This is a genomic window from Streptococcus mitis (assembly GCF_002096835.1).
In the GTDB taxonomy this organism is placed as follows: domain Bacteria; phylum Bacillota; class Bacilli; order Lactobacillales; family Streptococcaceae; genus Streptococcus; species Streptococcus mitis_W.
Window position 1 is genome coordinate 387,674 of the sequence record NZ_NCVG01000023.1, and the last position, 26,888, is coordinate 414,561.

Here is a 26,888-nt window from a genome sequence, read left to right on the forward strand (position 1 = left end):
TTATACCACTCTAAAAATAAAAATCAATATCTTGTGTTAAAAATCCCAAAAATTTTAAAATTACACAAGATATTGATTTCGTTATTTAATTTTATAGACTTTAAACTCTGAGTAATCAGTCTTTACTTGTTGGTAATTTTCTTTCAAAATTGTTTCCACTTCAGACCAGACTGCTACCTTATCATTCACAAGAATCATCTTGGGTTGATTTTCTTTTAAATCATTAATCAAACTAGCTTTATTTTCTTCCGTATTTGTGTAAAGAAGAGGTGATGGGAACACGGATCCAGCCAAACGCTGGCTTTCTTTATACATCTGAACATGTGAATCCCAAATATAGATTTGGTCTCCCTCACTTACCTCTTGTTTGACTCTATCTACCACTTGATGTTGTTCTCTATAAGAAGCTGGATGCAAGACAAAACGAGCTACAAAAGGAATGGCAATCAGATAAACCACCACCAGGATCGGTAGGTAGAGATTTCCCTCCATGAATTTTTTCCATAGAGTAGGAACTTCCTCTCTTCTCCGACGACGAGCTCCCCTAGCTGAATGCTTCCCACGAATACTGGTCATCAAAAGAAGGAGTAAAAATGGAATGATTAGAATCAAACGCGAACCGTGAAGAGGTTCTTGAGAAAAAAGCAACAAGGCTAGTACAAATAAGAAAGTAAAACTAGCTGGTACTGAAATAACATATAATCTTGATGCCTTTGATTGGAACAATCCTAGAAAAACAAGGAAAAGAGTTCCTAAACCAAAGGTCAACAAACCATAGAATACAACATTATCCATTAGTTGGGGATTGGTAAAGACCTGAAGGGAATCAATCGGATACAAAAGACTCCCTAGAGCTTCTCCAAAACCACCTGAAGCAAGGACATAGTAGCCTACTGGGTAAAAGATGAGAGAAAAACCAAGCGCCGCTGCAAAAAACTGATAAACTCCATGGACAAAACGACCATGCCCAACATTAAAGACAAATAAACCAATCGTTACTACTGCAGTAAAGAGAAGACTTGTAAGAGGCTCTATGAAAAATGATAGACCCAAAAAGATCCCCAGACGTAAAAATCCCTTGTCATGGTTAGGAGTTGAAAGATAAGCTGCTATGAATGAAAATCCTGCAAACAGGAATGGCAGAGCTAAGATCGTAGCATAGCCTCCTCCAAAACCAAGCCCCGACACCAAAATATAAAATATTGTTAGGAGTTGCTTAGCTTGCTCCCTTTGCCCTGTCAAATACTCTGTCGAAGAAAAGAGGAAGTAACCTCCTCCTAAGAGGGCTAGCCATTCTACCAAGGCAAAAAGAATGCCTCCTTGGGTGATGTAAAGTAGCAAGTAATAAATAAGACCGTGACTAGCATAATAGCTACTGTAGAGCTGTCCTCCCTGATGTAAAGCCCACCCTATATACAAATCCTGCGCCTGAGAGGGACTTACCATATCTAAAATTAAAGGAAGCACCACAGAAAAAACCGTTGCAATCGTACTTCCAATGATGAGTCTGAAAAACGGGAAAGCTACCTGTTCTTCTTTTTCTACATGAGATTCAAGGTTCCTATCCAATCTATTTTCAATGTCATTACTCTGTATCGTTTCGGATACTTCTTCGATTCTGCCATATACAGCCATGTCGTTTCTCCTATTCAATTTATCTGTCTTAGTATATCAAAAAGACCTAAAATTGTCAGCTTGCGATGGGTGTTTGAGTGATTTTTTGCATAGTTTCACAAAGGTTTCAATTTCCCGAAATCGATGTAAATTCGTCTGTTTAAATGTTATGATATAATCCAATTCTTTCTGAGTCAGCATCGTTCCTCCTATATCTTCTTATTCGTAAAAAGCAAGAAAAAGAGGACTCAGTCATTTCCTAAGTCCTAGATTTCTTATAAGATAGGGGCGAATAACTGGGCAATTTCCTTAATCAATTTTTGATACCAGCTATTTTTTATCGTATGAGGGAAAATTTCTTGAGATACTGAAAAAATCTCCTGAAAATCTTTTTGAATCTCTGTGATTGATGCCATTTTATATAGCAAAACTGCATCTTCATAGTGATGAAGCAAACTTCTATAATCTAAATTAATCGTTCCAACTGCAGCAAAGTCCTTATCCACTAGAATTTGTTTACTGTGGATAAAGCCTGGACTATACTCAAAAATCCTGACTCCTGCTGACAAAAGATCCGGATAAGCCCCTCTTGTGATGAGTTGGATTAATTTTTTATCTGGAATGAAAGGAGTCACGATGCGAACATCAACACCCCTCATAGCCGCGTTTTTAATACTCTCGGTTAAATCATAGTCAATAATCAAATAGGGCGTTGTAATATAGACTGAATCAGTAGCCTGATTAATCAAACTTTGATAGACTTTTTTCCCTACCTGGGTACGGAAGATGGGCTTGGGTCCACTACCGTAAGGAATGCAGAGCCCTTGGCCAGAACAAGGCTGATTTTCCAAGTGATACTGGTCAAAATCGCTGATTTCCCCACGATTGATGTACCAAGTCATCAAAAAGAGACGGGTGAGAGCCTTGACACCAGGACCATCTAAGCGAATCCCACTGTCCTTCCAGTAGCCAAAACGTTCTACATGATTGATGTACTCATCGGCTAAGTTAATGCCTCCTGTATAGGCTACCTGACCATCTATGACAAGGATTTTACGATGGTCCCGATTGTTGTAAGCCACCGTCAAACGAGGAATCACCTTGTTAAATTTATGGGCTTCAATTCCTCGACTACGAAGCTGAATGGTATAATCTCCAGGTAAAGTCGCCATACAGCCGATATCATCATAGAGCATCTTGATCTCTACACCCTGAGCTGCCTTTTGTTCTAGTATATCTAATATGCTATTCCACATCAGACCTTCTTCGACAATATAGTACTCTAGAAAGATAAACTTTTCAGCTTTCTTGAGGTCTTCCAACATATGTTTCCACATGCTTTCACCCGAAGAAAAGAATTGTGAATCTGTTCGATCATAGACATCGGCATTGCTATCCATACTTAGTAAAGATTTGATAACTCCGTAAGCCGCCTTATCATCTTCCTTCAATTTCTGGCGGAGAGCTTTACTGTTATCCTCCCGAAAATGCATGGAACCAAGTTTGTCCAACTGCTTGATTTCTTTTTTGGACAATCGCCTTTCACCAAACATCAGATAGAGCAAGGGGCCGATGACAGGAACAAAAGTTACCACTAACCACATCACTTTACTATCAGGTGTCATTGAGCGATTGACAATTGCGACAATAGTCGCCATACTCATAAAAATTAAGACAATTACCCATAGAATAGGGGCCATGCGCCCTAAATAGAGAAAGAGACCAAAAACAAGAAAAAGTTCAAGTAACATAATCGAAAGACTAAAGCCATACTTGGACATCAATAATTGAAATTTTCTATATTTCATATCCCCTCCTTAATATTTTGATACTCAATGAAAAGCAAAGAGCAAACTAGGAAGCTAGTCGCAGGTTGCTCAAAACACTGTTTTGAGGTTGCAGATGGAAGCTGACGTGGTTTGAAGAGATTTTCGAAGAGTATGAATGCTAAAAACAGGTAATTAATACTAGTATAACGCAGGTATTCGGTAGAAGGCAAGTATTTATAATCATTTTTCTGAGTAAAAACAAAAGAGACTGACAAAACCAGTCTCCTTCTAGTCTATTTTGATAAAACAATGCGATCAGACGCTTCTCTATCCATATCGTCGATAATCATCTGATTTCCATTGATTGCATAAATCTTGACATCATCCCCAATAGTCATACGTTGATTAGCGGCATCGAAGCTAACCTGCTTGATTTCTTGATCTCCGTCAGTTTCTACCTGTGTCCAGGTGCCCGTTGTACCAGTTACCACTAAAGTGATACGGTCTCCTTCGTCCTGACCGGTATAGGTTCCATCAATATCAGTTGGTTGAACCTCAGGCGCATTTTGTGAAGAACTTGTTGCTGCCTGGTTGCTATTTTCTGTAGAAGATGAAAGAGCAGGTTGTGATTGTTGAGTTTGTTGTGTTTGCGATTGAGTTGCTGGTTGTTGAACTTGTTGAACTCTTTGTGAACAAGCTACTAAGAGACTAAGACTTGCTAGAGAAGCAAGAGAAAGTGTGAATCTTTTTAATTTCATGATGAATTTCCTTTCTGCTACCAATTTACAGAATTTTTTCTTTCTAACTAGTAGTTTCCCTAGTATAACAAGTTCAAAAAAGGAGGTCAATTCATCTGCTCATGGGCCAGCAAGTAGCCCCGTACTTCTGAGATAAAATAGAGAGACCCTGTAACGAACAACAAATCCTGGGCATCTGCTCTTGCTTCAAAATTGCTAATAAATTCTCGGTAAGAAGGAACTATATCGTAACCTGTTACATCTGTTTCATCCAAAGAACCTTGATAGTCAAAGCCGGTCACCTTGAGTTCCACCTGAAGCAATTTTTCAGTCAGATAAGCCAACATCCCTTGATAATCCTTCCGTTTCAAGGCTCCAAATAGGATTTGAGGACGATATCCTTCCTGCTCTTTTTCTTTAATAAATTCAACCAAGCGAGTCAAGGCAGGGAGGTTATGAGCACCGTCCAAGTAAATCTGAGGACGAATACGTTCCAAACGCCCAGCCCAATGGGTCTGCCCCAAAGCCTGTCTTACAGCCTGTTCATCAACAGCTTCCTTTCCTTCTCTCATAAAGAGAAGAAACGTTTGTAGCGCCAAGGCCGCATTTTCCTGCTGATAAGCTCCTTCCAAGCCTATTTTCAACTGCGAAAAAGTTCCCAAAGAACTTGAAAAATCACCATTCAGCATTGAAAAATCCTGACCTGCCTGATAAAGGTCAACAGCTAAAGATTCGGCTTTTTTCTGACATACAAGCCTAGCTTCTGAAGGCAACTTAGCAATCACTGCCTTTTTACCAGCCTTAAAAATACCAGCTTTCTGCTCTGCAACTGCTGCTATACTGTCACCCAGAGTCTCCTGATGATCAAGTCCGATGGAGGTGATGACAGCAATCTCTCCAGTTACCACATTGGTCGTGTCTAGTAAACCACCAATTCCCACTTCTAATAAAACCAAATCCACCTCTTGCTCCCTAAAATAGAGAAAAGCAATCAAGGTCAGCAATTCAAAAAAGGACAACTGATCATGGGTTTGCAGAAGCGTCTCTTCCATCTCCTTGACCTGCTCAGCCACACGGATGAAGTCTGCATCAGCTATTGGTTGTCCATTAATGCAGATTCGGTCATTGATAGAGACGATATGAGGGGAGGTAAAAGTCGCAACTTTTTTGCCATGCCCCATAAATAACTCCCTCATAAAAGCAATGGTAGATCCTTTTCCATTAGTCCCGGTTACGTGGATAATAGGATAAGACTTCTCGGGATTCCCCAACAAATCCACCGCTTCTTGCATTCGGCCCAAACCTGATCGAAAATTCAAACCAATCCGACTATGGAGCCATTCTTCTACTTCAAACATATACATCTCCTTAATTACAGGTTCAATCAAGTGCCTCAATATAGCCTCATAACTAACAAAAACGAGGCCAGGATTTTCGTCCCGACCTCTCACCTGGTTAGCTAATAACTAGCTACTATGAATATTAACGTGGGGTAAAAATATCCCCCGAACTTACTGACGGTTTTTATTTTTAGCGTCAGGCTAAAAACGTCCACTGGATGTTCAAACTCTTCCCAATTTCTGGGAGTTGGGCTGATACAGTCTCCCAGACTGTATCACTCCTCCATAAAGCTGTTGAAGACTTCTTCAATCATGTTCCATTCGTCTTCTGAGTCTTCTGGGATTGGTTGCAATTCGCCTTCTGTTCCATCTTCGTTTTCGATGAATGAGTAAGCTTGAATTTCAACTTGTCCGTCTTCGTCTTCTTCTGCGTTAACTGGTACTAGAAGAACATAGTTTTTACCAAATTCTTCTTTTCCGTCAATCGTCAAAAGGATTTCAAACAAGGTTTCATTTCCTTGCTCATCTACTAGTGTAATTAATTCACGTTCTTCGTGGTCGTGGTTATGATCGTGTGACATAGCCTCTCCTTTGTATTAAAATTTTCTATCTAAATAATTTTGTAAAATCAGCTGAGCTGCTAACTTATCAATGACTCTCTTGCGCTTGTTACGGCTAATATCTGCTTGCTCAATCAACATGCGCTCTGCGGCAACTGTTGTCAAGCGTTCATCTTGATAGTCTACTGGTAAACCAAAAAGCTCTTCTAACTTTGCTCCGTATGCCTGACTAGCTTCCACGCGCGGTCCGCTTGTATTGTTCATGTTTTTAGGCAAGCCCACTACAAATCGTTCCACCTTGTAAGTATCAACCAACTCCTTAACGCGGTCAAAACCAAATTGACCTTGCTCCTCATTGATTTGGATGATTTCAAGTCCTTGAGCTGTAAAACCGAGCGGGTCGCTAATAGCCACCCCTACCGTTTTTGAACCGACGTCCAATCCCATAATTCTCATAGGTTACAGATCGACTCCTTGTCCTTTAAGGTAGTAGCGGACCAATTCCTCAACAATTTCATCACGCTCATACTTACGGATTTGATTTCGTGCATTATTATAACGAGGAACGTAGGCAGGGTCTCCACTCAATACGTAGCCTACGATTTGGTTGATTGGGTTGTAGCCCTTATCGTTCAACGAAGCATAAACATCAGTCAAAGTTTCGCTAATTTCTTTTTTATTGGAATCGTCCAATTTAAAACGTACTGTTTCTTCAGTAAATCCCATTCTAACACCCTCTTTCCTTAGAATAGTACCATTATAGCATAATTCCTTACGTTCTACAATTCAGGCAGTCTATTTATTTGGATTTTCTACTGTTCTGTCGCGCCATTTGCCAATCTGTCTGAAATATATTTGCTTGGTTCATTCTTCAAGAGATTTTCTAAACCAATATTCTTCAAATATTCTAACTGAGAAGCCTTCTTGACATCCAGAACTTGAAAGTCAAAACTAGTCGTTGTTTGAAGTTCGGTTGCGCTCAATAGTTTGGTTTCAAGCTTAAATCCTGCTAATTTACGAGCTTCTATAATAGCCTCATCCTTCTCCTCTGCCTCGAGAAGAGCTTTTTGAGTTTCTTCCACTCCATGTTGGTCGATATAAGTCTTCAACTCATCAGAAACTGGACGTTTTTGTTGAATCGTTAAGCTCAAAAAAGTCTTGTCCTTGTATGTAATGGTTTGGGTTTGCTGGCTACCATCATCTGACTTGGGCAAGACCAAAGTCTTGGTCACAACTGTATTCTTCTCAGCATTCTCAATAACTGGCAATGCCGACTGAAGCGTATCCTTTTCTGTTTTTGTAGCTGTTCCAGTTTCTTTTTTCTGTCCGCAACCAACCAGGACAAAAAGGAAAGCTAGACTAACAAGAACTATTTTTTTCATTTCTTTCTTCTTTCTGTTTAAGATTAAAATAGAATAAGACTGGGAATTGCTCCCAGCCTTGATGTTTATAGAGCTGCACGCAAACGTGCTTCTGCATTTTCTACATTACGGACAGAGCGTGGTAGGAAGGCACGAATATCGTCTTCCTTGTAGCCAACTTGCAGGCGTTTTTCATCTACAAGGATTGGGCTCTTTAAAATTCTCGGTGTTTCCATAATCAGATTGAGGACTTCATTAACACTCAAATCTTCAATATCCACTCCAAGGGCTTTGGCATAGCGATTTTTAGACGAAACGATGCTGGCTATTCCGTTATCTGTTTTGGTTAGAATATCCAGTAATTCTTCTCTCGTAATTCCTTCTTTACCAAGGTTTTGTTCTTTATAACTTAACTGGTGGGCATTGAGCCAGGTTTTTGCTTTTTTACAACTAGTACAACTTGAGACTGTATAAATTTTGATCATGTACCTACCCCTTTCGCTACATGTTACTATCAGTTTAGTCTATTATACCATAAAAAACATCCGACTTGCGACCTATTTTTAAATTTTTTTGATTTTTTTCGTCATTTTCGTACTTTTTTCTTGACAAAATGAAATTTACAGCCATTCTTGATATTTCTTGATATAGATTTTTTTCACAATTGTCACGCTAATCATGTACAAAATAATGATGAAAAGTAAAAAGATGAAATAAATCGGTTTTAAAGGAGTGAGATGAAGTAGGCTTGCGAGTGGACTGTAGGGAAGGAAGGTCACAAAGGCTGCAGCCAATAAGGTTGTCACAAGGACTAGCCAAGCTGGACGACTCTGTAAAAAGGGAATTTTAGCTGAACGCAACATATGGATAACCATGGTCTGTGACCACATAGACTCGATAAACCAACCTGTCTGGAACAAGACAATAAATCCTACGGCAGACTCTGCCCCATGAACATAAGTTTGACCTGTCGTCATGGGTACAATGATAAAATAGAGCAAAATAAAGGTCAAAATATCAAAGGCAGAAGAGATAGGTCCCATCCAAACCATGAAACGTGTGATGGACTTAGCTTCCCAGGTATGCGGATTTCTCAAAAAATCTTTGTCCACCTTGTCAAAAGGCAAGGCAATACAAGACAAATCATAGACTAGATTTAGGATAATCAAATGGACTGGTGCCATTGGTAAAAAGGGTAAAAAGATTCCAGAGACCAATAGGGATAAGATATTTCCAAAATTAGAACTCACTGTCATCTTGATATATTTGGTCATATTAGCATAGACCTTACGCCCTTCAACAAGTCCTTTTTCAAGCACCATGAGATCCTTATCAAGTAGGATAACATCAGCTGTTTCTTTAGCAATATCTACTGCTGTATCAACAGAAATCCCCACATCTGCAACTTTCATAGAAGGAGCATCATTGATTCCATCTCCCATATAGCCGACAGCATGACCATTAGCCTTAAATTGCAAAATAATCCTTGCTTTTTGGTCAGGAGAAAGTTTGGCAAAGACGGTTACCTCCTCTACGGCTTGGGCCAATTCTTGATCACTCATCTGATCAATTTCAGACCCTAACAGCATCTGATTGATATCCAAACCAACCTTTTCACAGACTGCTTGGGTAACCTTTTCGTTGTCTCCCGTTAAAATCTTTGTTTGAACCCCATGTTCTAACAGAGCCTTAATTGCTGGTGCTGCAGATGGTTTAGGAGGATCTAGGAAGGCTAAATAACCAGTTAGAATCATATCCCCTTCATCATCAACTGTATAGGCATGACCTTCCCTCAAACCTGACTTATAGGCTACTCCCAAGACACGCAAACCTTGTTGATTTAGTTGTCGGACTTCCGCTAAAATTTCTTCTCTAATAGCATCTGCCAAGGGAGTAATCACTCCATGGTATTCCGCATAACTGGAAATCATCAACATTTCCTCTAGGGCACCCTTGGTTACCAAGCTAACCACTTCGTTCTCATCCTTGACGATGACACTCATCCGTCTGCGTTCAAAATCAAAAGGAAGCTCATCTATTTTTTGAAAGGTTTTATCCAGATTTTGCAAGAGGGCGTGTTTTTTTGCTTCCTTTTCAGTCCGTTTAATGATGGCTCTGTCCATCAAATTTTTCAAGCCAGTTTGAAAATAAGAATTGAGATAAGCTCGTCTCAAGACGGTCAAATCCAAGCGTCCGTGGATGTCCAAGGGATATTCTAGAACGATTTCATCTTGGGTTAGAGTTCCTGTCTTATCTGTACACAAGATATCAATCGCCCCTAAGTCCTGTATGGCATTGAGTTTCTTGATAACCACTTTTTCCTTGGCCATGATAATAGAACCCTTAGCTAGGCTAGCGGTAATAATCATAGGAAGCATCTCAGGTGTCAGCCCGACACCCACACTCAAGGCAAATACGCCAGCTTCCAGCCAGTCGCCATCTGTTAAACCATTGGACAAGAAAACGATGGGCACCATGACCAACATCAAACGGATCAAGAGCCAAGAGATACTATTCATCTCCCGCTCAAACGAAGTAGGCTCGTCATAGGTGTTCAGAGTCTGCTCAATGGCCCCCATCATGGTATCATCACCAACCGCCAAAACCACGGCCTTGGCACTACCAGACAAGACATTGGTTCCCATAAAAGCCAAGGATTCGGCTTCGAGAAGACTATCAGCTTGTTGAACTGTTGCCTTGGTCAAGGCCAATTTTTCAACAGAATCACTTTCGCCTGTCAAGCCAGACTGTTGGACAAAGAAATCGCGTGACTCAAATAACAGAAGATCTGCTGGAATCATATCCCCAGCGCTTAATTTAACCACGTCACCTACTACCAAGTCATCGATAGGTACTTCTTGGATTTCTCCTTGACGAATGACAGTCGCTGTGTTGACAATCATTTTTGAAAGATTGGTGGCTGCCTTATCACTGCGGAGTTCTTGGACAAAGCGAATGCCTCCAGAAATGAGGACTAGGACAACGATGATAATAGAAGTCGTCGGATCTTCTTGACCTGGTTTTGCCAACCAGACATTGGTCACTAAGGAAATCACGGCGATAACCAGCAAGATGATTGTAAATGGATTGATAATAGATTCGTAAATCTTTTTCAAAATCGAATCTTCTTGGCCTTTGGTAATCACATTTTCGCCATAGAGGTCACGATTTTTTTCGACTTGTTCCTCTATCAAACCGTTTAAACTGGTATGATAAAAAGTTAGACTCTCGTCTAAAGGGACTTGAATAGCTGTTGCTAATCTTTCTTTTGTAGTTTTCATTGGTTTCTCCTATCTGTATGAATGATGTGTTTCATACACAGAGACCAATCACTTTATAAGGGCAGAACAACACAAATCAGCGATTGGCTGTGTATGTGCGGTTCCGGATGGTCGTCAATTTGCATCGTCTGTCTCCTTTCTTTGTTTTAAACAGTAGAAAATCCTACCATCAAAAAATGGCAGGATTAAAAAACTAATTATCTGTTTTTTCGTTCAAGCTTTAACTCCATAGGGCAATGTAATGAGCTTAGTCTTGGCCTTCGCGACCAGGACTGTTGACCAACTAGTAGTGTCTCCACTGCTTTGCGGTAGTCATCCGTATCCCTATGGTAGCCTCACCTACCGTTTTCGTCTTTCAGTATAAACCTTTAAAATTTAAAAGTCAATCATTTGAGTTGTTTGACTCTTAAATGACTATCAACTCTTTGGGAGCTAGGGTCAATAATTCACAACCTATCTCTGTAATCAAGATATCATCCTCGATACGAACGCCATATTTGCCTTCGATGTAGATACCCGGCTCGTCGGTCAATGCCATACCTGCCTTAATAGTTTCTGTAGAAGTCTGGCTAAAGTAAGGCTCTTCATGAATATCCAGTCCAATACCGTGTCCGATTCCGTGGGTAAAGTAGTCGCCATAGCCTGCTTCGATGATAATATCACGAGGAATTTTGTCAAAGTCACGGAAACCTAATCCTGCCTTAGCTTGGTCAATCAAGGCTTGGTTGGCTTTCAAAACCGTATTGTAAATTTCTGCCTGCTCGTCGCTAACATGCCCTAGATAGATAGTCCGTGTCATATCACTGACATAGTGATCATAGAGACAGCCGAAGTCCATTGTAATAGCTTCTCCCAATTCCACTGGTTTGTGCATGGGATGGGCATGGGGTTTAGAAGAGTTGATACCGCTAGCTAGGATAGTGTCAAAAGACAAGCCAGATGCTCCCAACTCACGCATACGGAAGTCAAGGAAGTTGGCAATCTCAATTTCAGTTTTTCCTGGTTTGATAAAGTCAAGGGCATCGCGGAAAGCTTGGTCTGAGATAGAACAAGCCTTGCGAATAGCTGCAATCTCCGCCTCATCCTTAATCATTCGAAGACCTTCAACAAACTGAGTTTGTGGAAGCAAGTCCAAACCTGCAAAAGCTGCCTGCATACGGTGATAATAAGAGACCGAAATCTCGTCCTCAAAACCGATTCTAGACAAGTCCATATCCTTGACAATGCCTGCAATGACAGCCAATTCATCGCGGTCAGCCACAATCTCAAAACCTGTTACTTCTTGCTTAGCTGCGATGATATAGCGAGAGTCTGTCACCAAGACCTGACGGTCACGGCTAATAAAAACTGTTCCGTTCGAACCCCAAAAACCAGTCAAGTAGTAGACGTTTTTAAGGTTGTTGATAATGATGCCATCTAGTTCTTTTTCTTGCATTTTAGCGAGAAATGCTTGTACACGTTTATTCATGATGTAACTTTCCTTTCAAATACTGTCCTGTGTAGCTGGCTTCATTTGCCACTACTTCTTCTGGAGTTCCTGTTGCGATAATGGTTCCACCACCGACACCGCCCTCAGGTCCCAAGTCAATAATATGGTCTGCCGTCTTAATAACATCTAGATTGTGCTCAATAACGAGGACTGTATTGCCATCGTCTACAAAGCGAGCCAAGACTTTAAGCAAGCGAGCGATATCCTCGGTATGAAGACCTGTCGTCGGCTCATCCAGAATGTAGAAAGATTTTCCTGTCGATCGTTTGTGGAGTTCACTAGCCAGCTTCATACGCTGAGCTTCTCCCCCAGAAAGGGTGGTAGCTGGTTGCCCTAGCGTTACATAGCCCAGTCCCACATCCTTGATGGTCTGAAGTTTACGTTGAATTTTCGGAATGTGTTGGAAGAATTCTACCGCATCGTTGACGGTCATATCCAAGACCTGCGAGATATTTTTTTCCTTGTAGTGAACTTCTAGGGTTTCACTGTTGTAGCGGGTTCCGTGGCAGACCTCACAAGCCACGTAAACATCTGGCAAGAAGTGCATCTCAATCTTGATAATCCCATCACCTGAGCAGGCTTCACAACGACCACCCTTGACGTTGAAACTGAAACGCCCCTTCTTGTAGCCTCGAATCTTGGCCTCGTTTGTCTGGGCAAAAAGGTCACGTATATCGTCAAAAACTCCTGTATAGGTAGCAGGGTTAGACCTCGGCGTTCGTCCAATCGGACTCTGGTCAATATCAATCAAGCGGTCTACATGCTCAATACCGGTAATGGTCTTGAATTTGCCAGGCTTGTCTGAATTGCGGTTAAGCTTCTGGGCAATGGCTTTTTTGAGGATACTGTTGATTAAGGTCGATTTCCCTGAACCTGATACCCCTGTCACCGCGATGAATTTTCCTAATGGGAAACGAGCTGTGACATTTTGCAGGTTGTTCTCACGCGCTCCCGTCACCTCGATAAAGCGACCATTTCCCACACGACGCTCTTCTGGTACTGGAATAGCACGTTTACCTGATAAATACTGGCCTGTGATAGACTTGCTGTTACGAGCCACCTGTTTGGGCGTACCTGCAGCAACAATCTCCCCACCAAAAACACCGGCACCGGGACCAACGTCAATCAGGTAATCCGCCTCACGCATGGTATCTTCGTCGTGTTCCACCACGATGAGAGTATTCCCCAAGTCACGCATCTTTTTCAGACTGGCAATCAAGCGGTCATTATCCCTCTGGTGAAGACCAATCGACGGCTCGTCCAATATATAGAGGACACCTGATAGGTTGGAACCAATCTGGGTCGCCAAACGAATACGCTGACTCTCCCCACCCGAAAGGGTTCCTGCTGAACGAGACAGGGTCAGATAGTTAAGGCCCACGTTATTAAGGAAGGTCAAGCGGTCCTTGATTTCCTTTAGGATAGGCCGAGCAATGATTGCCTCATTTTCAGACAAGGTTAGCTGGCTCACCAAGTCCAAGTGGTCTGCGATAGACAGGTCTGAAATTTCTCCGATATGCGGCCCTTGCTCACCACCAACACGGACAGACAAGGCCTGGTCATTGAGACGATAGCCGTGACAGGTTCCGCAGGTCAGCTCATTCATGTAGAGGCGCATCTGGGTGCGGGTGTAGTCACTATTAGTTTCATGGTAGCGACGTTTGATATTATTAACAACTCCCTCAAAAGGAATGTCAATATCGCGCACGCCACCAAATTCATTCTCATAGTGGAAATGGAATTCCTTACCATCTGACCCATAGAGAATCAAGTTCTTATCCTCTTCTGACAAGTCCTCAAAAGGCTTATCCATATCCACTCCAAAGGCTGTCATAGCCTGCTCTAGCATGTTTGGATAGTAGTTGGATGAGATAGGATTCCAAGGAGCCAAGGCTCCCTCACGTAAGGTTTTGCTGGCATCTGGCACTACCAAATCAGTATCCACCTCCAGCTTGATGCCCAGCCCGTCACACTCACTACAAGAGCCAAAAGGAGCATTGAAGGAGAAGAGACGTGGCTCTAACTCTGGAACAGTAAAGCTACAAACTGGACAGGCATAATGCTCAGAGAACAACAACTCAGAGTCGTCCATAGTATCGATAATGACATAACCTTCTGCAATACGAAGGGCAGCCTCAATAGAATCAAAGAGACGACTACGAATGCCCTCCTTGATGACAATACGGTCAACCACGACATCAATATTGTGTTGCTTGCTCTTAGACAAGTCTGGCACTTCGGTCACATCATAGACTTCCCCATCCACACGGACACGAACATAGCCGTCTTTCTGAACTTTCTCGATAACACTCTTATGTTGGCCTTTTTTCTTACGGATAACTGGGGCTAAGATTTGCAGACGTTGGCGTTCTGGCAACTCCAAGACCTTATCCACGATTTGCTCCACAGAAGAAGCCTTGATAGCCCCATGCCCGTTGATACAGTAAGGCGTCCCCACACGTGCGTAGAGGAGACGCAGATAGTCATTGATTTCAGTCGTGGTCCCCACGGTTGAACGAGGGTTTTTGCTAGTCGTTTTTTGGTCGATGGAAATAGCTGGGCTGAGACCATCAATAGCATCTACATCAGGCTTCTCCATATTCCCCAAGAATTGACGAGCGTAGGCTGACAAACTCTCCACATAGCGACGTTGTCCCTCCGCATAGAGGGTATCAAAGGCCAGACTGGATTTCCCTGATCCTGACAAACCGGTCACGACAACCAATTTGTCTCGCGGAATCTCCACATCAATATTTTTTAAATTATGGGCACGCGCCCCATGAATAACAATTTTATCTTGCATCTTTGTTCTTTCTAGTCCATTATTGCTTACCATTATACCAAAAAAAGTGAGATTCTATTACCCAAAAGGCTGAATTTGTAGTATAATAGTACGGTGTGAAAAAATCTGAAAAATGAGAAAGGATAAGGGATATGAAACAAGTTTTCCTCTCTACAACAACCGAATTTAAAGAGATCGATACGCTTGAACCGGGTACTTGGATCAATCTCGTCAATCCGACTCAAAATGAATCACTCGAAATCGCCAACGCCTTCGATATCGATATTGCCGACCTTCGAGCACCACTTGATGCGGAAGAAATGTCTCGTATTACCATTGAAGACGAGTACACCCTGATTATCGTAGACGTGCCGGTCACAGAGGAAAGAAATAACCGCACCTACTACGTAACCATCCCGCTTGGCATTATCATCACCGAGGAAACCATTATCACTACGTGTTTGGAACCTCTACCAGTCCTCGATGTCTTTATCAACCGTCGATTGCGTAATTTCTACACCTTCATGCGTTCGCGTTTTATCTTCCAGATTCTTTATCGCAATGCAGAGCTTTACCTAACAGCCCTTCGTTCAATCGACCGTAAGAGTGAGCAAATCGAAAGTCAACTGCATCAATCAACTCGTAATGAAGAATTGATTGAGCTGATGGAATTGGAAAAAACCATCGTCTATTTCAAGGCCTCCCTCAAAACAAATGAGCGCGTGATTAAGAAATTGACCAGCTCAACCAGCAATATCAAGAAATACCTTGAAGACGAGGACCTGCTTGAAGATACCCTGATTGAAACTCAACAGGCCATCGAGATGGCAGACATTTATGGAAACGTCTTACACTCTATGACAGAGACCTTTGCCTCTATCATTTCCAACAACCAGAACAACATCATGAAAACCTTGGCCCTTGTGACCATCGTCATGTCCATCCCAACCATGGTCTTTTCTGCCTACGGGATGAACTTTAAGGATAATGAAATCCCCCTAAACGGTGAACCAAATGCTTTTTGGTTAATCGTCTTTATCGCCTTTGCTATGAGTGTCTCGCTCACTCTCTATCTCATCCATAAAAAATGGTTCTAAGAGGAGTTCCTATGTCTCAGATTGATCTACAAAAATTAACTAAGAAAAACCAAGAGTTTGTCCACATCGCTACCCAACAATTCATCAAAGATGGAAAAACAGATGCTGAAATCAAGGCTATTTTTGAGGAAGTTATTCCCCAAATCCTTGAGGAGCAAGCCAAGGGTACGACTGCTCGTTCCCTCTATGGTGCACCAACTCACTGGGCTCATAGCTTCACTGTTAAGGAGCAATATGAAAAAGAGCATCCAAAAGAAAATGATGATCCAAAACTGATGATTATGGACTCAGCTCTTTTCATCACTAGCCTCTTTGCCCTCGTCAGCGCCCTCACAACCTTCTTCTCAGCAGAGCAAGCTTTCGGCTATGGATTGATTACCCTCCTCTTAGTTGGACTGGTTGGTGGATTTGCCTTCTACTTGATGTACTACTTTGTTTACCAATACTACGGGCCTGATATGGACCGCAGTCAACGTCCACCTTTCTGGAAATCTGTACTGGTTATCCTAGTTTCTATGTTCCTTTGGTTGCTTGTCTTCTTTGCAACAAGCTTCCTACCAGCTAGCCTTAACCCAGTACTTGCTCCATTGCCACTAGCTATTATCGGAGCAGCCCTCCTAGCCCTTCGCTTCTATCTCAAGAAACGCTTGAATATCCGTAGCGCAAGTGCAGGACCAACACGCTATTAAGAAGAATCATAAAAGCAACTGCAGGTGCGGTTGCTTTTTCACTTACTTTTTTGATTTTAAAGAATTCTTCTGACATCCCACATAGCTCTATCTAATCTTTTGTGATAAAATAGGCTCAATCTATTTCCAGGAGGATAAAATATGATTTCTACTATTGGTATTGTTAGTTTATCTAGTGGCATTATCGGAGAGAACTTTGTCAAACACGAAGTGGACTTGGGTGTCCAACGTCTCAAGGACCTGGGACTCAATCCTATCTTTTTGCCCCATTCGCTAAAAGGATTAGACTTTATCAAGGAACATCCTGAAGCTCGTGCAGAGGATTTGATTCATGCCTTTTCTGATGATAGCATCGATATGATCCTATGTGCCATCGGTGGAGATGATACCTATCGCCTACTACCTTATCTTTTTGAAAATGACCAACTACAAAAGGTTATCAAACAAAAAATTTTTCTTGGCTTCTCGGATACAACCATGAACCATCTCATGTTGCATAAACTAGGAATCAAGACTTTTTATGGTCAATCCTTCTTAGCAGACATTTGTGAATTAGAAAAAGAAATGCTAACCTATAGCCTTCACTACTTTAAAGAATTGATTGAGACGGGAAGAATCTCAGAAATCCGCTCTAGTGACGTTTGGTATGATGAAAGGACTGACTTCAGTCCCAAGGCTCTGGGGACACCTCGTGTCAGTCATACAAATACCGGTTTTGAGTTGTTGCAAGGAAATGCCCAGTTCGAGGGAAAAATCCTCGGTGGTTGCCTCGAATCCCTCTACGATATCTTTGACAACTCTCGATACGCAGATAGCACGGAGCTCTGTCAAAAATACAAACTTTTCCCTGACTTGTCAGACTGGGAAGGAAAAATCCTCTTGCTAGAAACAAGCGAAGAAAAGCCTGAGCCAGAAGACTTCAAAAAGATGTTGCGAACTTTAAAAGACACTGGCATATTCGAGGGCATCAGTGGACTCCTGGTCGGAAAACCTATGGATGAAACTTTCTATGACGACTATAAAGAGGCACTATTGGATATCATTGGCAGCAATATCCCGATTGTCTATAATCTCAATGTCGGCCACGCAACTCCAAGAGCCATTATTCCCTTCGGAGTCCACGCCCACGTAGATGCAAAAGAGCAAGTCATTCGCTTTGACTATAACAAAAAATAAATAGTTTCTCTATTTTTGTGCTTTTGTATTGGTTTTCGTTACAATTTGTATCTGAATTTATTGCATTTCGCTAATTTCTATGATATCCTTTTGAAGGAGGTGTATATGACAAAACAAAAAATTAATCGAATCGTAGGTTCTATTGGTGCCTTTATTGGAATTATAGTATTTATTGCCTACATACCTCAAATTATCGCTAATTTACAGGGAAATAAAGCTCAACCATTTCAACCTTTATCAGCTGCTATATCTTGCTTAATCTGGGTTATTTATGGATGGACAAAAGAACCTAAGAAGGATTGGATACTAATCATTCCAAATTCAGCCGGTGTTATTTTAGGTGGAATCACTTTTTTGACTTCACTCTAACAAATCTAATAGTATATATAAAAAGCTGGGAAAAGTTTCTCAGCTTTTTATATATTCTTAGATATTCTAATTACCTATACTCACTAATTACCGCTTTTCCACTCACAATCGTTCTCGTGGTCATCAACTAGTCCTGCAGCCTGTAGAAAAGACAAGACGGCGACTGGGCCTGTGAACTTGAAGCCTCGTTTTTTGAGATCTTTGGCTAATTTTTCAGACAAAGGTGTTTTAGCTGGGGCTTGGCGGTAATCGGGAACATCGTTAACGATCGTTTTCCCCTCAACAAAAGACCAAAGATAGGCATCAAAAGAGCCGTACTCTGCCTGTAGTCGTAGAAAGGATTGGGCGTTAGCGCGTGTAGCAAAAATCTTGGCTCTATTTCGAATGATGGCTGGATTATCCAGCATGGCTTCCAATTCGGTGTCGGTCATCTCTGCGACTGCGTGAATTTGATAGCTATGAAAGGATTCTCGGAAAGCTTGGCGTTTGTTGAGCACCGTTTCCCAAGACAGGCCTGCCTGATAGGTTTCCATGCACAACAACTCAAACAATGCTTGGTCATCATGGAGGGGCTGACCCCACTCCTCATCATGATAAGCGATGTAGAGAGGATTGGTCATCTTGACCCACGAACAACGTTTTGTCATGCTCTGCTCCTATTTCACCAACATCTTAAGGGCCGACTTGATATAGTTCTCAGCTGTATCTGTCGTTCCTTCAAAGAATTTCTTGATTTTCTTGAGCTCTGTCGCCTTGTAGCCCAGAGCCAACATGGCTTCCATGGCTTCTTCCAGTTCTTGGTTTTCAGCGCTAGCTTGCACTGCCACCTTGGCAGGAAGATCATCACTAGCCACTACTACCTTGCCTTCCAAGTCCAACACCATCTGCTGGGCTGTTTTCTTGCCAATTTTAGGAAACTTAGTCAAGTAGGTGATGTTCTTGGTTTCAATGGCTTGAACCAAGCCAGCATTGTCATCAGCAGCAATAATAGCAAGAGCTGATACAGGCCCAATCCCAGACACCGAAATCAGACTGAGAAAGAGCTTCTTCTCGTCTTCTGAGCGAAAACCATAAAGCAGATGGGCGTCCTCACGCACAACCTGATGCACATAAATCTGAGCCTCCTGATTAACCTGTCCTGAGTAGGCATAAGGATTGGCCACATGCAAGATATAGCCGATACAGTTGACTTCAAGAACAATGTATTTAGCAGTGATTTTGGTAATGATTCCTTTTAAATATTCGTACATAGTTTTCCTTTTAGTTTAATATTTCCCCAACTCACGGAGACTGGTGTGATTTTCCTGAATACGTCGAAACATCTTTTCCATATCCGACTTAGTGAAATGCACCAAAACAGGACGTCCGTGAGGACAGTTATAAGGATTGTCACATTGAGAAAGCTGATAGAGGAGTTGTCTAGCTGAATGATCATCAATACGATGATTGGCCTTGATAGACCGTTTGCAGGACATCATAATAGCCAACTCTGCTCGATATTTCTTGATAGAAACTTCCTTGGTCAAGAGTAGCATATCACACATCTCATAGATGCCTGATTCAATCTCTTCTTCTGCCATCCAAATAGGATGTTCACGTAAGATAAATTGATTTTCTCCGTACTCTGCTAGAAAGACCCCAACTTCCTCCAAAAGTGCCATTCTTTCTTTAAGACGAAGGGCATCATCTGCAGGAAATTCAAAGATGTAAGGTACTAGGAGTTGCTGTTGACTTTGGTCTACATTGCCAATGCTCTCACGATACTCCTCGTACTTGACCCGTTCCTGCGCTGCGTGTTGGTCTATGATGTAGAGCCCATCTCGCCCTTGGGCAAAGAGATATGTCCCATGCATCTGTCCGAAAAATTCCAATTCTGGGAAGCTGGATGCTTCTTCTCGCTCCAGCTTGTCATAAGCCTTATCAAGACTGGCTAAATCTAGCTCTGGATGGTCTAGTTGGTCATAATTAGCAGGCCTTCTCTCCGCAAAATGGAGTTTGCTAGGCTTAGTCAGCTGCTCCAAAGTTTCCTTGGCAAACAGGGTTAAATCCTGTTTCTCTTCAGTCAGATTCACCTGATAATCAGCTACCTCAGCTTGACTAAATCTTGACGAATCAGTTTTCTCATAGTAGAGAGTATTTTCTTTGAGTGGGAGAATAGTTTGCTCCACCTTCTCACGATTGCGGACGGTCGATTTGGCAAGATTTTCCAAGGCATCTGGTATCAGGGTTTGTTCCTTGAGACTGTTTGCAATAGCTTCTGAAACCAGGGTCATCAGTTCCTTTTCCTTGGAAATCCGCACTTCTTGCTTGGTTGGGTGCACATTGACATCCGCTAGATAAGGGTCGATATGAATGTGAATGACAGCCAGTGGAAAACGGCCTACCATAAGCTTACTACCATAGCCGTCTAGAATTGCACGATTGAGCAGGAAATTCTTTATATAACGGCCATTGATGAAGAGGCTGATATAATTGCGATTGGCCCGAGTTAACTCAGGCAAGGACACAAAACCTGAAATTTCGAAATCTAGGTCAGAATTCTCAATTTCAATCATCTTCTTGGCACTCGCCAAACCGTAAATCCCTGCGATAGCTTGGCGCAATTGACCAGTCCCAGCTGTCCGCGTCATCTCCTTGCCATCACTGATCAAACTAAAAGAAATCTCAGGATGGGCCAAGCCCAGACGGTTAACAATATCAATAATATGAGACAGCTCCGCTTGCTGGCTCTTCATATACTTGAGACGGGCAGGCGTGTTGAAAAAGAGATCCTCCACACAAACTTTGGTTCCCACAGGACTAGTCGCTGGAATGACTTCTTCAACTTCTCCCCCACGCGCGACTAGCTTGGTCCCGTGACTTGCGCCATCCACCGCAGTCAACAGAGTTAAGACACTAACAGACGCTATAGAAGGTAGGGCTTCACCACGAAAACCAAGCGTCCGAATTCGAAAGAGGTCTGCTTGATTTTTTATCTTACTGGTCGCATGACGACGCAAGGCCAATTCCACCTCATCGTGGGCAATTCCATGACCATTATCTGTGATTTGAATCTTCTTGAGACCAGACTCTTCAATCTCAATGATAATCTGACTAGAACCCGCGTCAATAGCATTTTCTACCAACTCTTTGACCACACTGGCAGGACGTTCAATGACCTCTCCAGCCGCGATTTGGTTTGCCAGCACCTCTGGCAATTCAATAATATGAGACATTTTTCAGCCCCTTTCTGTACCTGTTTTCCTAGAAATTGATTAGTGCTATTATACCATATTTCAGATAGGACAGAAAAGCAAGCGCCACATAGGAGCCAAATCCCTCCACATAGACAAAGTCCCTTGCAAGGGGCTGAAAAATAGTGTTTAATAAAGATATACAGGAAGTGATCACAACCTTGTATAACTAAAAAGGAGAGAAGTTTATGAAAATAGAACTACAGATTAGTGAGACTTACAAGGAGGAAAAGCTGATTGTGCAAGCACCTCAAGAAACCGAAAAAGTCCAAAAAGTCATCGAGTTCGCAGAAAATCTGGACCGAACAGAAAAAATCAAAGGAAAGATTGATAATCAGGTCTATCTCGTTAAGATTGGTAATATACAACGCTTCTATATCGAGAATCGGAAGGTTCTAGCAGAAACGGCGAGTCAGACCTACAACATTGATTTACGGCTCTATCAGGTTCTTGAACTTTTGCCAACCAATTTTATCCAAATTTCCCAATCAGAAATCATCAATATCAACTCCATCTCTCATCTCAAGCTCACGCCCAACGGCCTAGTAGAAATTTTCTTGAAAAACGAAAGCTTCACCTACTCTTCACGCCGTTATCTAAAAACCATCAAGGAGAAATTAGAACTATGAAAAAACAAATCTTCCACGACGCAGCTACTGGTGTCCTCATCGGCCTCATCCTCTCTATCATCTTTTCACTCATTTATGCACCAAGTACCTACGCCCCGTTAAGTCCCGACTCTCTTATCGGACAAATGATGACTCAACATCAGGTTCACGGTGCCTTGGTCTTGCTCTACTGCACACTGATCTGGGCAGCCATCGGTATGCTCTTCAACTTTGGCAACCGCTTATTCAGCCGTGACTGGAGCATGCTTCGTGCGACGCTTTCCCATTTCTTCCTCATGCTAGTAGGCTTTATCCCACTAGCAACTCTAGCAGGTTGGTTCCCCTTCCACTGGATTTTCTATCTCCAACTCATTATTGAGTTTGCGATTGTCTACCTCATCATTTGGACTATTTCCTATAAAAGAGAGGCTAAAAAAGTAGATCACATCAATCAACTCTTGGAGCATAGAAAGTAAGAACCTCATAATAAGCAAATCCGAGAAAGAAACTTCTCGGTTTTTCTTTATCCTGCTGCACCTTATACTCAATGAAAATCAAAGAGCAAACTAGGAAGCTAGCCACAGGCTGTACTTGAGTACGGTAAGGCGACGCTGACGTGGTTTGAATTTGATTTTCGAAGAGTATTGCTATCATAGCGGTTCTTTTCAGACCTTCTTTGTGAATTTTCTGTAATTTTCTATCTTTTTTCAAAATATTCTTGCATTTTCCCAAAATTTTTTGTAGAATATAGATTACATATCCAGATTATTCTGAAAATTCAAAAAGGAGCATCTATCATGTCACAAGCTATTTCGTTAAATCAATCAACCTGGACAAGTAAACTAAAAGCAATGGGACCTGGAATCCTAATGGCTTCTGCCGCTGTTGGAGGTTCTCACATTGTATCTTCCACTCAAGCTGGTGGTTCTTATGGGTGGTCGCTACTCCTCTTGGTCATCTTAGCCAATGTCTTTAAATATCCATTTTTCCGTTTTGGTGCTGAATACACAGCTGATACTGGAAAGACTTTGGTTGAAGGTTATGCCGAAAAAGGAAAACTCTATCTCTGGATTTTCTTTATCCTCAATGTCTTTTCGGCTATGGTCAACACAGCTGGTGTCGCCATTCTGTGCTCAGCTATCATCGCCAGCGCCTTCCCAATGATCGGTCTTAGCATCACTCAGTGGTCCCTCATTCTCGTTGCAATCATTTGGGCTATGTTACTCTTTGGAGGCTACAAACTCTTAGACGGCATGGCAAAATGGATCATGTCAGCTTTGACCATTGCAACTGTTCTTGCAGTTATCATCGCGGCGGTCAAGCATCCCGAATACAGCTCTGATTTTGTCGAGAAAACACCTTGGCAAATGGCAGCTCTACCCTTCATCGTTTCCCTCTTAGGGTGGATGCCGGCTCCTATTGAAATTTCAGCTATCAATTCACTTTGGTCTGCTGAAAAGAAAAAGACCGTCAACTTTAACACCGAGGACGCTCTATTTGACTTTAACGTTGGTTACATTGGAACAGCTATCCTAGCTGTGTTCTTTGTAGCACTGGGAGCATTGATTCAATATCCTACAGGGCAAGCAGTTGAAGCTGCTTCAGCCAAATACATCTCTCAATTCGTAGGCATGTATGCCTCTGTTCTTGGCGAATGGTCCCGTTACTTGATTACCTTTATTGCCTTCCTATGTATCTTTGGAACAGTTATTACTGTTATCGATGGTTACTCTCGTGTCAATCAGGAATCTCTCCGACTGCTAATCAGTCAAAAAGAAGACAGTAGTAAATCTTTGAATATCTGGATGACCATCACTGCTATCATCGGTATCGTCATTATCAAGTTCTTCGCTGGTCAGGTTTCAACCATGCTCCGCTTTGCCATGATTGGTTCTTTCCTGACAACACCATTCTTCGCTCTTTTGAACTACGCCTTGGTAACGCGTGAAAACAAAAATCTTCCTTCTTGGCTCAAACACCTTGCCATTGCAGGATTGATTTTCCTCTTTGGCTTCGCCATCTTCTTTATCTACGCACTCGCAATCGGAAAAGCAGGATAATCGACAAAGCGCGAGATGAAGATAAGGTTTCATTTCAAGAGAAAATTCAGTAAATATTTCTATGATAAAAAGCATAAGAACAAGGTTTTGAAGACCTGAACTTATGCTTTTTTACCTTCTTAAAGACTGTTTATACTCAAAAAACAGTTGAACAACTTCAACCACCTCTTATAAGAACTTTATACTATTCGAGAATCTCTTCAAACCACATCAGCTCTATCTGCAACCTCAAAGCTGTGCTTTGAGCAACCTGCGACTAGCTTCCTAGTTTGCTCTTTGATTTTCATTGAGTATTAATTCTCCCTTTCCAACTCATACAAATCTGCGATAATAGCTGCGACACGTTTGATATCTCCCAGCATGCCTCGCATTTCAAAATCGGCCAATACAGGGAAACCAAAACGTTGACTGTATTGCTTAGCTGTCAGGCAGTATTGGTTATTAAAGTTACGATTTCCTGAACCAACCACACCAAAACACTTACTAGCATTGTCACCATAGGCGATAAAATCTCCCACTGGTGTCGTCAAAATCTCAACATCTCCGTTATCCACGCCATTCCCACCTTCGAGGTAGGTCGGTAAAAAAGCGACATAGGGATGTTCCATCTCATAAAAATCTTGGCCTTCCTTGACTAAGTCCTTGATATGAATCTTTTGAACCTCAATTCCCTCGTACTGGGAAAAGAGATAGTCTTTCAAGCGCGTCACAAAACTTTCAGTATTGCCACTCAGACTAATATAAACTAAAGAAATTGTCTTCATATGTACCTCCATGATTTTATCTATAATCGAAAAATAACTACCAAGATTGTAACTTGATAGTTATTTTTTGTCAATACTTAGGCAAGTTCTTCTGTTTCCTCTTCTTCTGCCAAGGCTTTTTGTTGACGCCATATCTTGTAGAAGACAAGGGCTAGGAAGAGAACATTGATGACGATATAGAAAATGCTGACAGCTTTTGAACCAATACCCATTGTCAAACGAATAGTTTCATCTTGAACCAACTGCAAAGCGTCTTGTAAAGTCACATAGGTATAAATCGAACCAATAATGGCTAGCAAAACATAGCCGACATAAGTATAGTTTGCATACTGCAAATTCTTACGAACAAGGAACACAATCGCTACTACCACTAAAATAGCAGATAGTACAACCAAGGCCACATTAAAAATAGAATGAGATGCTTCTGCCACTCTATAGCTAAAATTAATGCTATCTTCTACCTGCTGAGCACTGACCCCTGCAACTTGTTTTTGAGCAGCACGAAGGACTTCTTTACTAGGCAAGGGCTTCAAAAGTTCAAACAGAGACGTAGCTGAAATAAGAGCAGACAAGATGAGCAAGACCCATAGATAAATCGGTTTCTTTTTCATGATAGAACCTCCTGATATTATTATTTATATTATAGCACCTTTTGTAAAGGAATACAAATATTATAGTGTAGTTTCTACCTGTTTTCGGTAGGCTTTTGGCGATTTTCCGCACAATTTTCGGAACACTTTATAGAAATATCCAACATTACTGTAACCAACAGCATAACAAATATCTTCAATACTGTCACTAGTTGAAAGTAAAAGTTGCTGAGCGGCCTTAATGCGTTGTTTATTTAGTAACTCTGCGAAGGTCGAATTGGTTTCTCGCTTAATCAACTGCCCCAGATAGACAGGATTGATAAAGAGATCCTTACTGATATCCTTGAGGGAAAGTTCTTTTTGATAATCACGCCCAATGACTTCTAGCACACTGACCACATTCTCATTCATACGATATTGCCCAAAGAATCGGGTCAGAGTTTCCTTGATATAAGGAACCAGTTCATCGAATGATTGAATAGCATGAATCGTTTTGACAATATCCGTCAAATCATCAGCTTTGAGATGCTCAAATAAATGGAAGACATCCATGACAAACTGGATAAAAAGCTGTTTGGTAATCGGAACACGCGGCGTATTTTCAAGAACCACCTTCTCCAAAAGGTTCAACTCTTCCACGATTTGATTGAGATTTCCCTGAATGATAACCCTATAAATCGGTTCGTAATAGGCAAAGAGACTCTCAGACTGTTTTAGATTTACAGAACCGTAAAAGAGGGCTTTCTCAGCATTCAGCTTCCAGCGTTCAAAGTGTTCTTGATAAGGAGCTTCAAAGGGAGTAACGACTAAACCATCTAGGACTTGATCAGAAATAAAAATCTGCCAGTCTTGACCCAAGACATAGTAGGGAATGGTGAAGGAGCCTTGTTTTTCCTTAGCTAGGCCTATCCACCAATTCTCCTCACCTCCTAGATAACTAACAAATCCAGCCTCGTCTAAATCTTGACTGAGGGTCTGACTTTTCTTCCCTCTCTCGCCGAGCTGACCTGCAATCTTCTCCAGCAGATTTCCCAACTCTACCTTATCAACAGGTTTGACCAGATAGTCCACCACACTAAGGTTCATTGCTCTTTTGACATAATCAAACTCCTGATAACCTGAGAGCAGGATATAGGCAGCATCTGGTAAAATCTCTTTCATTTCCCGAATCATATCAAGCCCTGTTTTGTCGGGCATATTAACATCTGAAATGATGACATCAACAAGATTTTCCTGAACATATTCTAGGGCTTCATCGGCATGACTGGCTGTTGCGACGACCTCCATATCCCACTTATCAAAGGGAATCAAACGTTTCAGACCTTCTGTCACCATGTACTCATCATCTACTAATAATACTTTATACATT

The 26,888-nt window shown here is 41.7% G+C and carries 25 protein-coding genes and 1 riboswitch; of the genes, 7 read left to right on the plus strand and 18 right to left on the minus strand.

Going from position 1 to position 26,888, the window contains the following annotated elements; all coding sequences use genetic code 11:
* Positions 1 to 81 precede the first annotated feature (81 nt).
* From B7699_RS08770 to uvrA, 12 genes are all read right to left on the minus strand, one after another.
* Complete coding sequence (locus B7699_RS08770) at positions 82 to 1,635, minus strand: damage-inducible protein CinA (RefSeq protein ID WP_084927974.1); 1,554 nt, start codon at positions 1,633 to 1,635, stop codon at positions 82 to 84.
* Between the two features lie 254 nt (positions 1,636 to 1,889).
* A complete protein-coding gene (cls, locus tag B7699_RS08780) occupies positions 1,890 to 3,422 on the minus strand; it encodes a cardiolipin synthase (protein WP_084927975.1) in 1,533 nt (510 codons plus the stop codon).
* 254 nt (positions 3,423 to 3,676) lie between these two features.
* Positions 3,677 to 4,141 carry an SP_0198 family lipoprotein gene (locus B7699_RS08790; protein WP_084927976.1) on the minus strand — a complete coding sequence of 155 codons (465 nt, stop codon included), beginning with the start codon at positions 4,139 to 4,141 and terminating at the stop codon, positions 3,677 to 3,679.
* 86 nt (positions 4,142 to 4,227) lie between these two features.
* Positions 4,228 to 5,478: a folylpolyglutamate synthase/dihydrofolate synthase family protein gene (locus tag B7699_RS08795; RefSeq protein WP_084927977.1), complete on the minus strand. Its 1,251-nt coding sequence runs from the start codon at positions 5,476 to 5,478 to the stop codon at positions 4,228 to 4,230.
* Between the two features lie 257 nt (positions 5,479 to 5,735).
* The gene (locus B7699_RS08800) at positions 5,736 to 6,041 is read right to left on the minus strand and encodes a DUF1292 domain-containing protein (RefSeq protein ID WP_000017620.1); all 306 of its coding nucleotides are present in this window, start codon (positions 6,039 to 6,041) and stop codon (positions 5,736 to 5,738) included.
* A 15-nt stretch (positions 6,042 to 6,056) separates the two neighbouring features.
* Positions 6,057 to 6,476, minus strand: coding sequence for a Holliday junction resolvase RuvX (gene ruvX / locus B7699_RS08805; protein ID WP_084927978.1), 420 nt, complete (start codon positions 6,474 to 6,476; stop codon positions 6,057 to 6,059).
* A 3-nt stretch (positions 6,477 to 6,479) separates the two neighbouring features.
* On the minus strand, positions 6,480 to 6,746 hold the full coding sequence (locus B7699_RS08810) for an IreB family regulatory phosphoprotein (RefSeq protein ID WP_000507059.1): 267 nt from the start codon (positions 6,744 to 6,746) through the stop codon (positions 6,480 to 6,482).
* Between the two features lie 86 nt (positions 6,747 to 6,832).
* Entirely contained in the window at positions 6,833 to 7,402 is a 570-nt protein-coding gene (locus B7699_RS08815; protein ID WP_000725153.1) for an SP0191 family lipoprotein, read from the minus strand.
* 65 nt (positions 7,403 to 7,467) lie between these two features.
* A complete protein-coding gene (gene spx / locus B7699_RS08820) occupies positions 7,468 to 7,866 on the minus strand; it encodes a transcriptional regulator Spx (protein WP_000591165.1) in 399 nt (132 codons plus the stop codon).
* A gap of 135 nt (positions 7,867 to 8,001) precedes the next feature.
* Positions 8,002 to 10,662, minus strand: coding sequence for a magnesium-translocating P-type ATPase (gene mgtA, locus B7699_RS08830; RefSeq protein ID WP_084927979.1), 2,661 nt, complete (start codon positions 10,660 to 10,662; stop codon positions 8,002 to 8,004).
* Positions 10,663 to 10,859: 197 nt separating this feature from the next.
* Positions 10,860 to 11,011: riboswitch (M-box (ykoK) riboswitch) on the minus strand.
* A 57-nt stretch (positions 11,012 to 11,068) separates the two neighbouring features.
* Entirely contained in the window at positions 11,069 to 12,130 is a 1,062-nt protein-coding gene (locus tag B7699_RS08835; RefSeq protein ID WP_084927980.1) for a M24 family metallopeptidase, read from the minus strand.
* Positions 12,123 to 14,954, minus strand: a complete 2,832-nt coding sequence (gene uvrA, locus B7699_RS08840; RefSeq protein WP_084927981.1) for an excinuclease ABC subunit UvrA — start codon at positions 14,952 to 14,954, stop codon at positions 12,123 to 12,125. The genes B7699_RS08835 and uvrA overlap by 8 nt, the downstream gene beginning before the upstream one ends.
* A gap of 131 nt (positions 14,955 to 15,085) precedes the next feature.
* Between uvrA and B7699_RS08845 the strand changes: the two genes are divergently transcribed.
* From B7699_RS08845 to B7699_RS08860, 4 genes are all read left to right on the plus strand, one after another.
* Entirely contained in the window at positions 15,086 to 16,030 is a 945-nt protein-coding gene (locus B7699_RS08845; RefSeq protein WP_000815623.1) for a magnesium transporter CorA family protein, read from the plus strand.
* A gap of 11 nt (positions 16,031 to 16,041) precedes the next feature.
* A complete protein-coding gene (locus tag B7699_RS08850; RefSeq protein WP_084927982.1) occupies positions 16,042 to 16,719 on the plus strand; it encodes a DUF1129 domain-containing protein in 678 nt (225 codons plus the stop codon).
* Positions 16,720 to 16,860: 141 nt separating this feature from the next.
* Positions 16,861 to 17,895: a S66 family peptidase gene (locus B7699_RS08855; RefSeq protein ID WP_084927983.1), complete on the plus strand. Its 1,035-nt coding sequence runs from the start codon at positions 16,861 to 16,863 to the stop codon at positions 17,893 to 17,895.
* 105 nt (positions 17,896 to 18,000) lie between these two features.
* On the plus strand, positions 18,001 to 18,264 hold the full coding sequence (locus B7699_RS08860; protein WP_000166114.1) for a SemiSWEET family transporter: 264 nt from the start codon (positions 18,001 to 18,003) through the stop codon (positions 18,262 to 18,264).
* A gap of 83 nt (positions 18,265 to 18,347) precedes the next feature.
* Here B7699_RS08860 and B7699_RS08865 read toward each other — a convergent pair whose 3' ends face one another.
* Genes B7699_RS08865 through mutL form a run of 3 tightly spaced genes read right to left on the minus strand, consistent with a single transcriptional unit; the run spans position 18,348 to position 21,479 of the window.
* The gene (locus tag B7699_RS08865) at positions 18,348 to 18,911 is read right to left on the minus strand and encodes a DNA-3-methyladenine glycosylase I (RefSeq protein ID WP_024056929.1); all 564 of its coding nucleotides are present in this window, start codon (positions 18,909 to 18,911) and stop codon (positions 18,348 to 18,350) included.
* A gap of 9 nt (positions 18,912 to 18,920) precedes the next feature.
* A complete protein-coding gene (gene ruvA, locus B7699_RS08870; RefSeq protein WP_024056928.1) occupies positions 18,921 to 19,514 on the minus strand; it encodes a Holliday junction branch migration protein RuvA in 594 nt (197 codons plus the stop codon).
* A gap of 15 nt (positions 19,515 to 19,529) precedes the next feature.
* Entirely contained in the window at positions 19,530 to 21,479 is a 1,950-nt protein-coding gene (gene mutL, locus B7699_RS08875) for a DNA mismatch repair endonuclease MutL (RefSeq protein WP_084927984.1), read from the minus strand.
* 206 nt (positions 21,480 to 21,685) lie between these two features.
* On the opposite strand from mutL, the gene B7699_RS08885 reads away from it, so the two are divergent.
* The 3 genes from B7699_RS08885 to B7699_RS08895 all read left to right on the plus strand — a co-directional run bounded on the left by B7699_RS08885 (position 21,686) and on the right by B7699_RS08895 (position 24,165).
* Positions 21,686 to 22,126: a LytTR family DNA-binding domain-containing protein gene (locus B7699_RS08885; protein ID WP_084927985.1), complete on the plus strand. Its 441-nt coding sequence runs from the start codon at positions 21,686 to 21,688 to the stop codon at positions 22,124 to 22,126.
* Positions 22,123 to 22,581, plus strand: coding sequence for a DUF3021 domain-containing protein (locus B7699_RS08890; RefSeq protein ID WP_084927986.1), 459 nt, complete (start codon positions 22,123 to 22,125; stop codon positions 22,579 to 22,581). Before B7699_RS08885 ends, B7699_RS08890 begins: the two co-directional genes overlap by 4 nt.
* Before the next feature lie 321 nt (positions 22,582 to 22,902).
* Entirely contained in the window at positions 22,903 to 24,165 is a 1,263-nt protein-coding gene (locus B7699_RS08895; protein ID WP_000075803.1) for an NRAMP family divalent metal transporter, read from the plus strand.
* 293 nt (positions 24,166 to 24,458) lie between these two features.
* Here the strand turns inward: B7699_RS08895 and nrdI are convergent, their stop codons facing one another.
* The 3 genes from nrdI to B7699_RS08915 form a co-directional block, all read right to left on the minus strand.
* A complete protein-coding gene (nrdI, locus tag B7699_RS08905) occupies positions 24,459 to 24,929 on the minus strand; it encodes a class Ib ribonucleoside-diphosphate reductase assembly flavoprotein NrdI (protein WP_084927987.1) in 471 nt (156 codons plus the stop codon).
* Between the two features lie 77 nt (positions 24,930 to 25,006).
* A complete protein-coding gene (locus B7699_RS08910) occupies positions 25,007 to 25,540 on the minus strand; it encodes an ABC transporter permease (protein ID WP_023946835.1) in 534 nt (177 codons plus the stop codon).
* A gap of 60 nt (positions 25,541 to 25,600) precedes the next feature.
* On the minus strand, positions 25,601 to 26,887 hold the full coding sequence (locus tag B7699_RS08915; protein WP_045612384.1) for a response regulator transcription factor: 1,287 nt from the start codon (positions 26,885 to 26,887) through the stop codon (positions 25,601 to 25,603).
* Position 26,888 lies beyond the last annotated feature (1 nt).

Bases quoted from the DNA above. Each gene is read 5' to 3' on its own strand.
- B7699_RS08885 (WP_084927985.1), top strand. From the start codon at position 21,686: ATGAAAATAGAACTACAGATTAGTGAGACTTACAAGGAGGAAAAGCTG.
- B7699_RS08810 (WP_000507059.1), bottom strand. From the start codon at position 6,746: ATGGGATTTACTGAAGAAACAGTACGTTTTAAATTGGACGATTCCAAT.
- B7699_RS08800 (WP_000017620.1), bottom strand. From the start codon at position 6,041: ATGTCACACGATCATAACCACGACCACGAAGAACGTGAATTAATTACA.
- B7699_RS08890 (WP_084927986.1), top strand. From the start codon at position 22,123: ATGAAAAAACAAATCTTCCACGACGCAGCTACTGGTGTCCTCATCGGC.
- B7699_RS08855 (WP_084927983.1), top strand. From the start codon at position 16,861: ATGATTTCTACTATTGGTATTGTTAGTTTATCTAGTGGCATTATCGGA.
- B7699_RS08865 (WP_024056929.1), bottom strand. From the start codon at position 18,911: ATGACAAAACGTTGTTCGTGGGTCAAGATGACCAATCCTCTCTACATC.
- mutL (WP_084927984.1), bottom strand. From the start codon at position 21,479: ATGTCTCATATTATTGAATTGCCAGAGGTGCTGGCAAACCAAATCGCG.
- ruvA (WP_024056928.1), bottom strand. From the start codon at position 19,514: ATGTACGAATATTTAAAAGGAATCATTACCAAAATCACTGCTAAATAC.
- B7699_RS08850 (WP_084927982.1), top strand. From the start codon at position 16,042: ATGTCTCAGATTGATCTACAAAAATTAACTAAGAAAAACCAAGAGTTT.
- ruvX (WP_084927978.1), bottom strand. From the start codon at position 6,476: ATGAGAATTATGGGATTGGACGTCGGTTCAAAAACGGTAGGGGTGGCT.
- B7699_RS08815 (WP_000725153.1), bottom strand. From the start codon at position 7,402: ATGAAAAAAATAGTTCTTGTTAGTCTAGCTTTCCTTTTTGTCCTGGTT.
- nrdI (WP_084927987.1), bottom strand. From the start codon at position 24,929: ATGAAGACAATTTCTTTAGTTTATATTAGTCTGAGTGGCAATACTGAA.
- B7699_RS08795 (WP_084927977.1), bottom strand. From the start codon at position 5,478: ATGTTTGAAGTAGAAGAATGGCTCCATAGTCGGATTGGTTTGAATTTT.
- B7699_RS08790 (WP_084927976.1), bottom strand. From the start codon at position 4,141: ATGAAATTAAAAAGATTCACACTTTCTCTTGCTTCTCTAGCAAGTCTT.
- B7699_RS08845 (WP_000815623.1), top strand. From the start codon at position 15,086: ATGAAACAAGTTTTCCTCTCTACAACAACCGAATTTAAAGAGATCGAT.
- spx (WP_000591165.1), bottom strand. From the start codon at position 7,866: ATGATCAAAATTTATACAGTCTCAAGTTGTACTAGTTGTAAAAAAGCA.
- B7699_RS08915 (WP_045612384.1), bottom strand. From the start codon at position 26,887: ATGTATAAAGTATTATTAGTAGATGATGAGTACATGGTGACAGAAGGT.
- B7699_RS08860 (WP_000166114.1), top strand. From the start codon at position 18,001: ATGACAAAACAAAAAATTAATCGAATCGTAGGTTCTATTGGTGCCTTT.
- mgtA (WP_084927979.1), bottom strand. From the start codon at position 10,662: ATGAAAACTACAAAAGAAAGATTAGCAACAGCTATTCAAGTCCCTTTA.
- B7699_RS08895 (WP_000075803.1), top strand. From the start codon at position 22,903: ATGTCACAAGCTATTTCGTTAAATCAATCAACCTGGACAAGTAAACTA.
- uvrA (WP_084927981.1), bottom strand. From the start codon at position 14,954: ATGCAAGATAAAATTGTTATTCATGGGGCGCGTGCCCATAATTTAAAA.
- B7699_RS08835 (WP_084927980.1), bottom strand. From the start codon at position 12,130: ATGAATAAACGTGTACAAGCATTTCTCGCTAAAATGCAAGAAAAAGAA.
- B7699_RS08770 (WP_084927974.1), bottom strand. From the start codon at position 1,635: ATGGCTGTATATGGCAGAATCGAAGAAGTATCCGAAACGATACAGAGT.
- cls (WP_084927975.1), bottom strand. From the start codon at position 3,422: ATGAAATATAGAAAATTTCAATTATTGATGTCCAAGTATGGCTTTAGT.
- B7699_RS08910 (WP_023946835.1), bottom strand. From the start codon at position 25,540: ATGAAAAAGAAACCGATTTATCTATGGGTCTTGCTCATCTTGTCTGCT.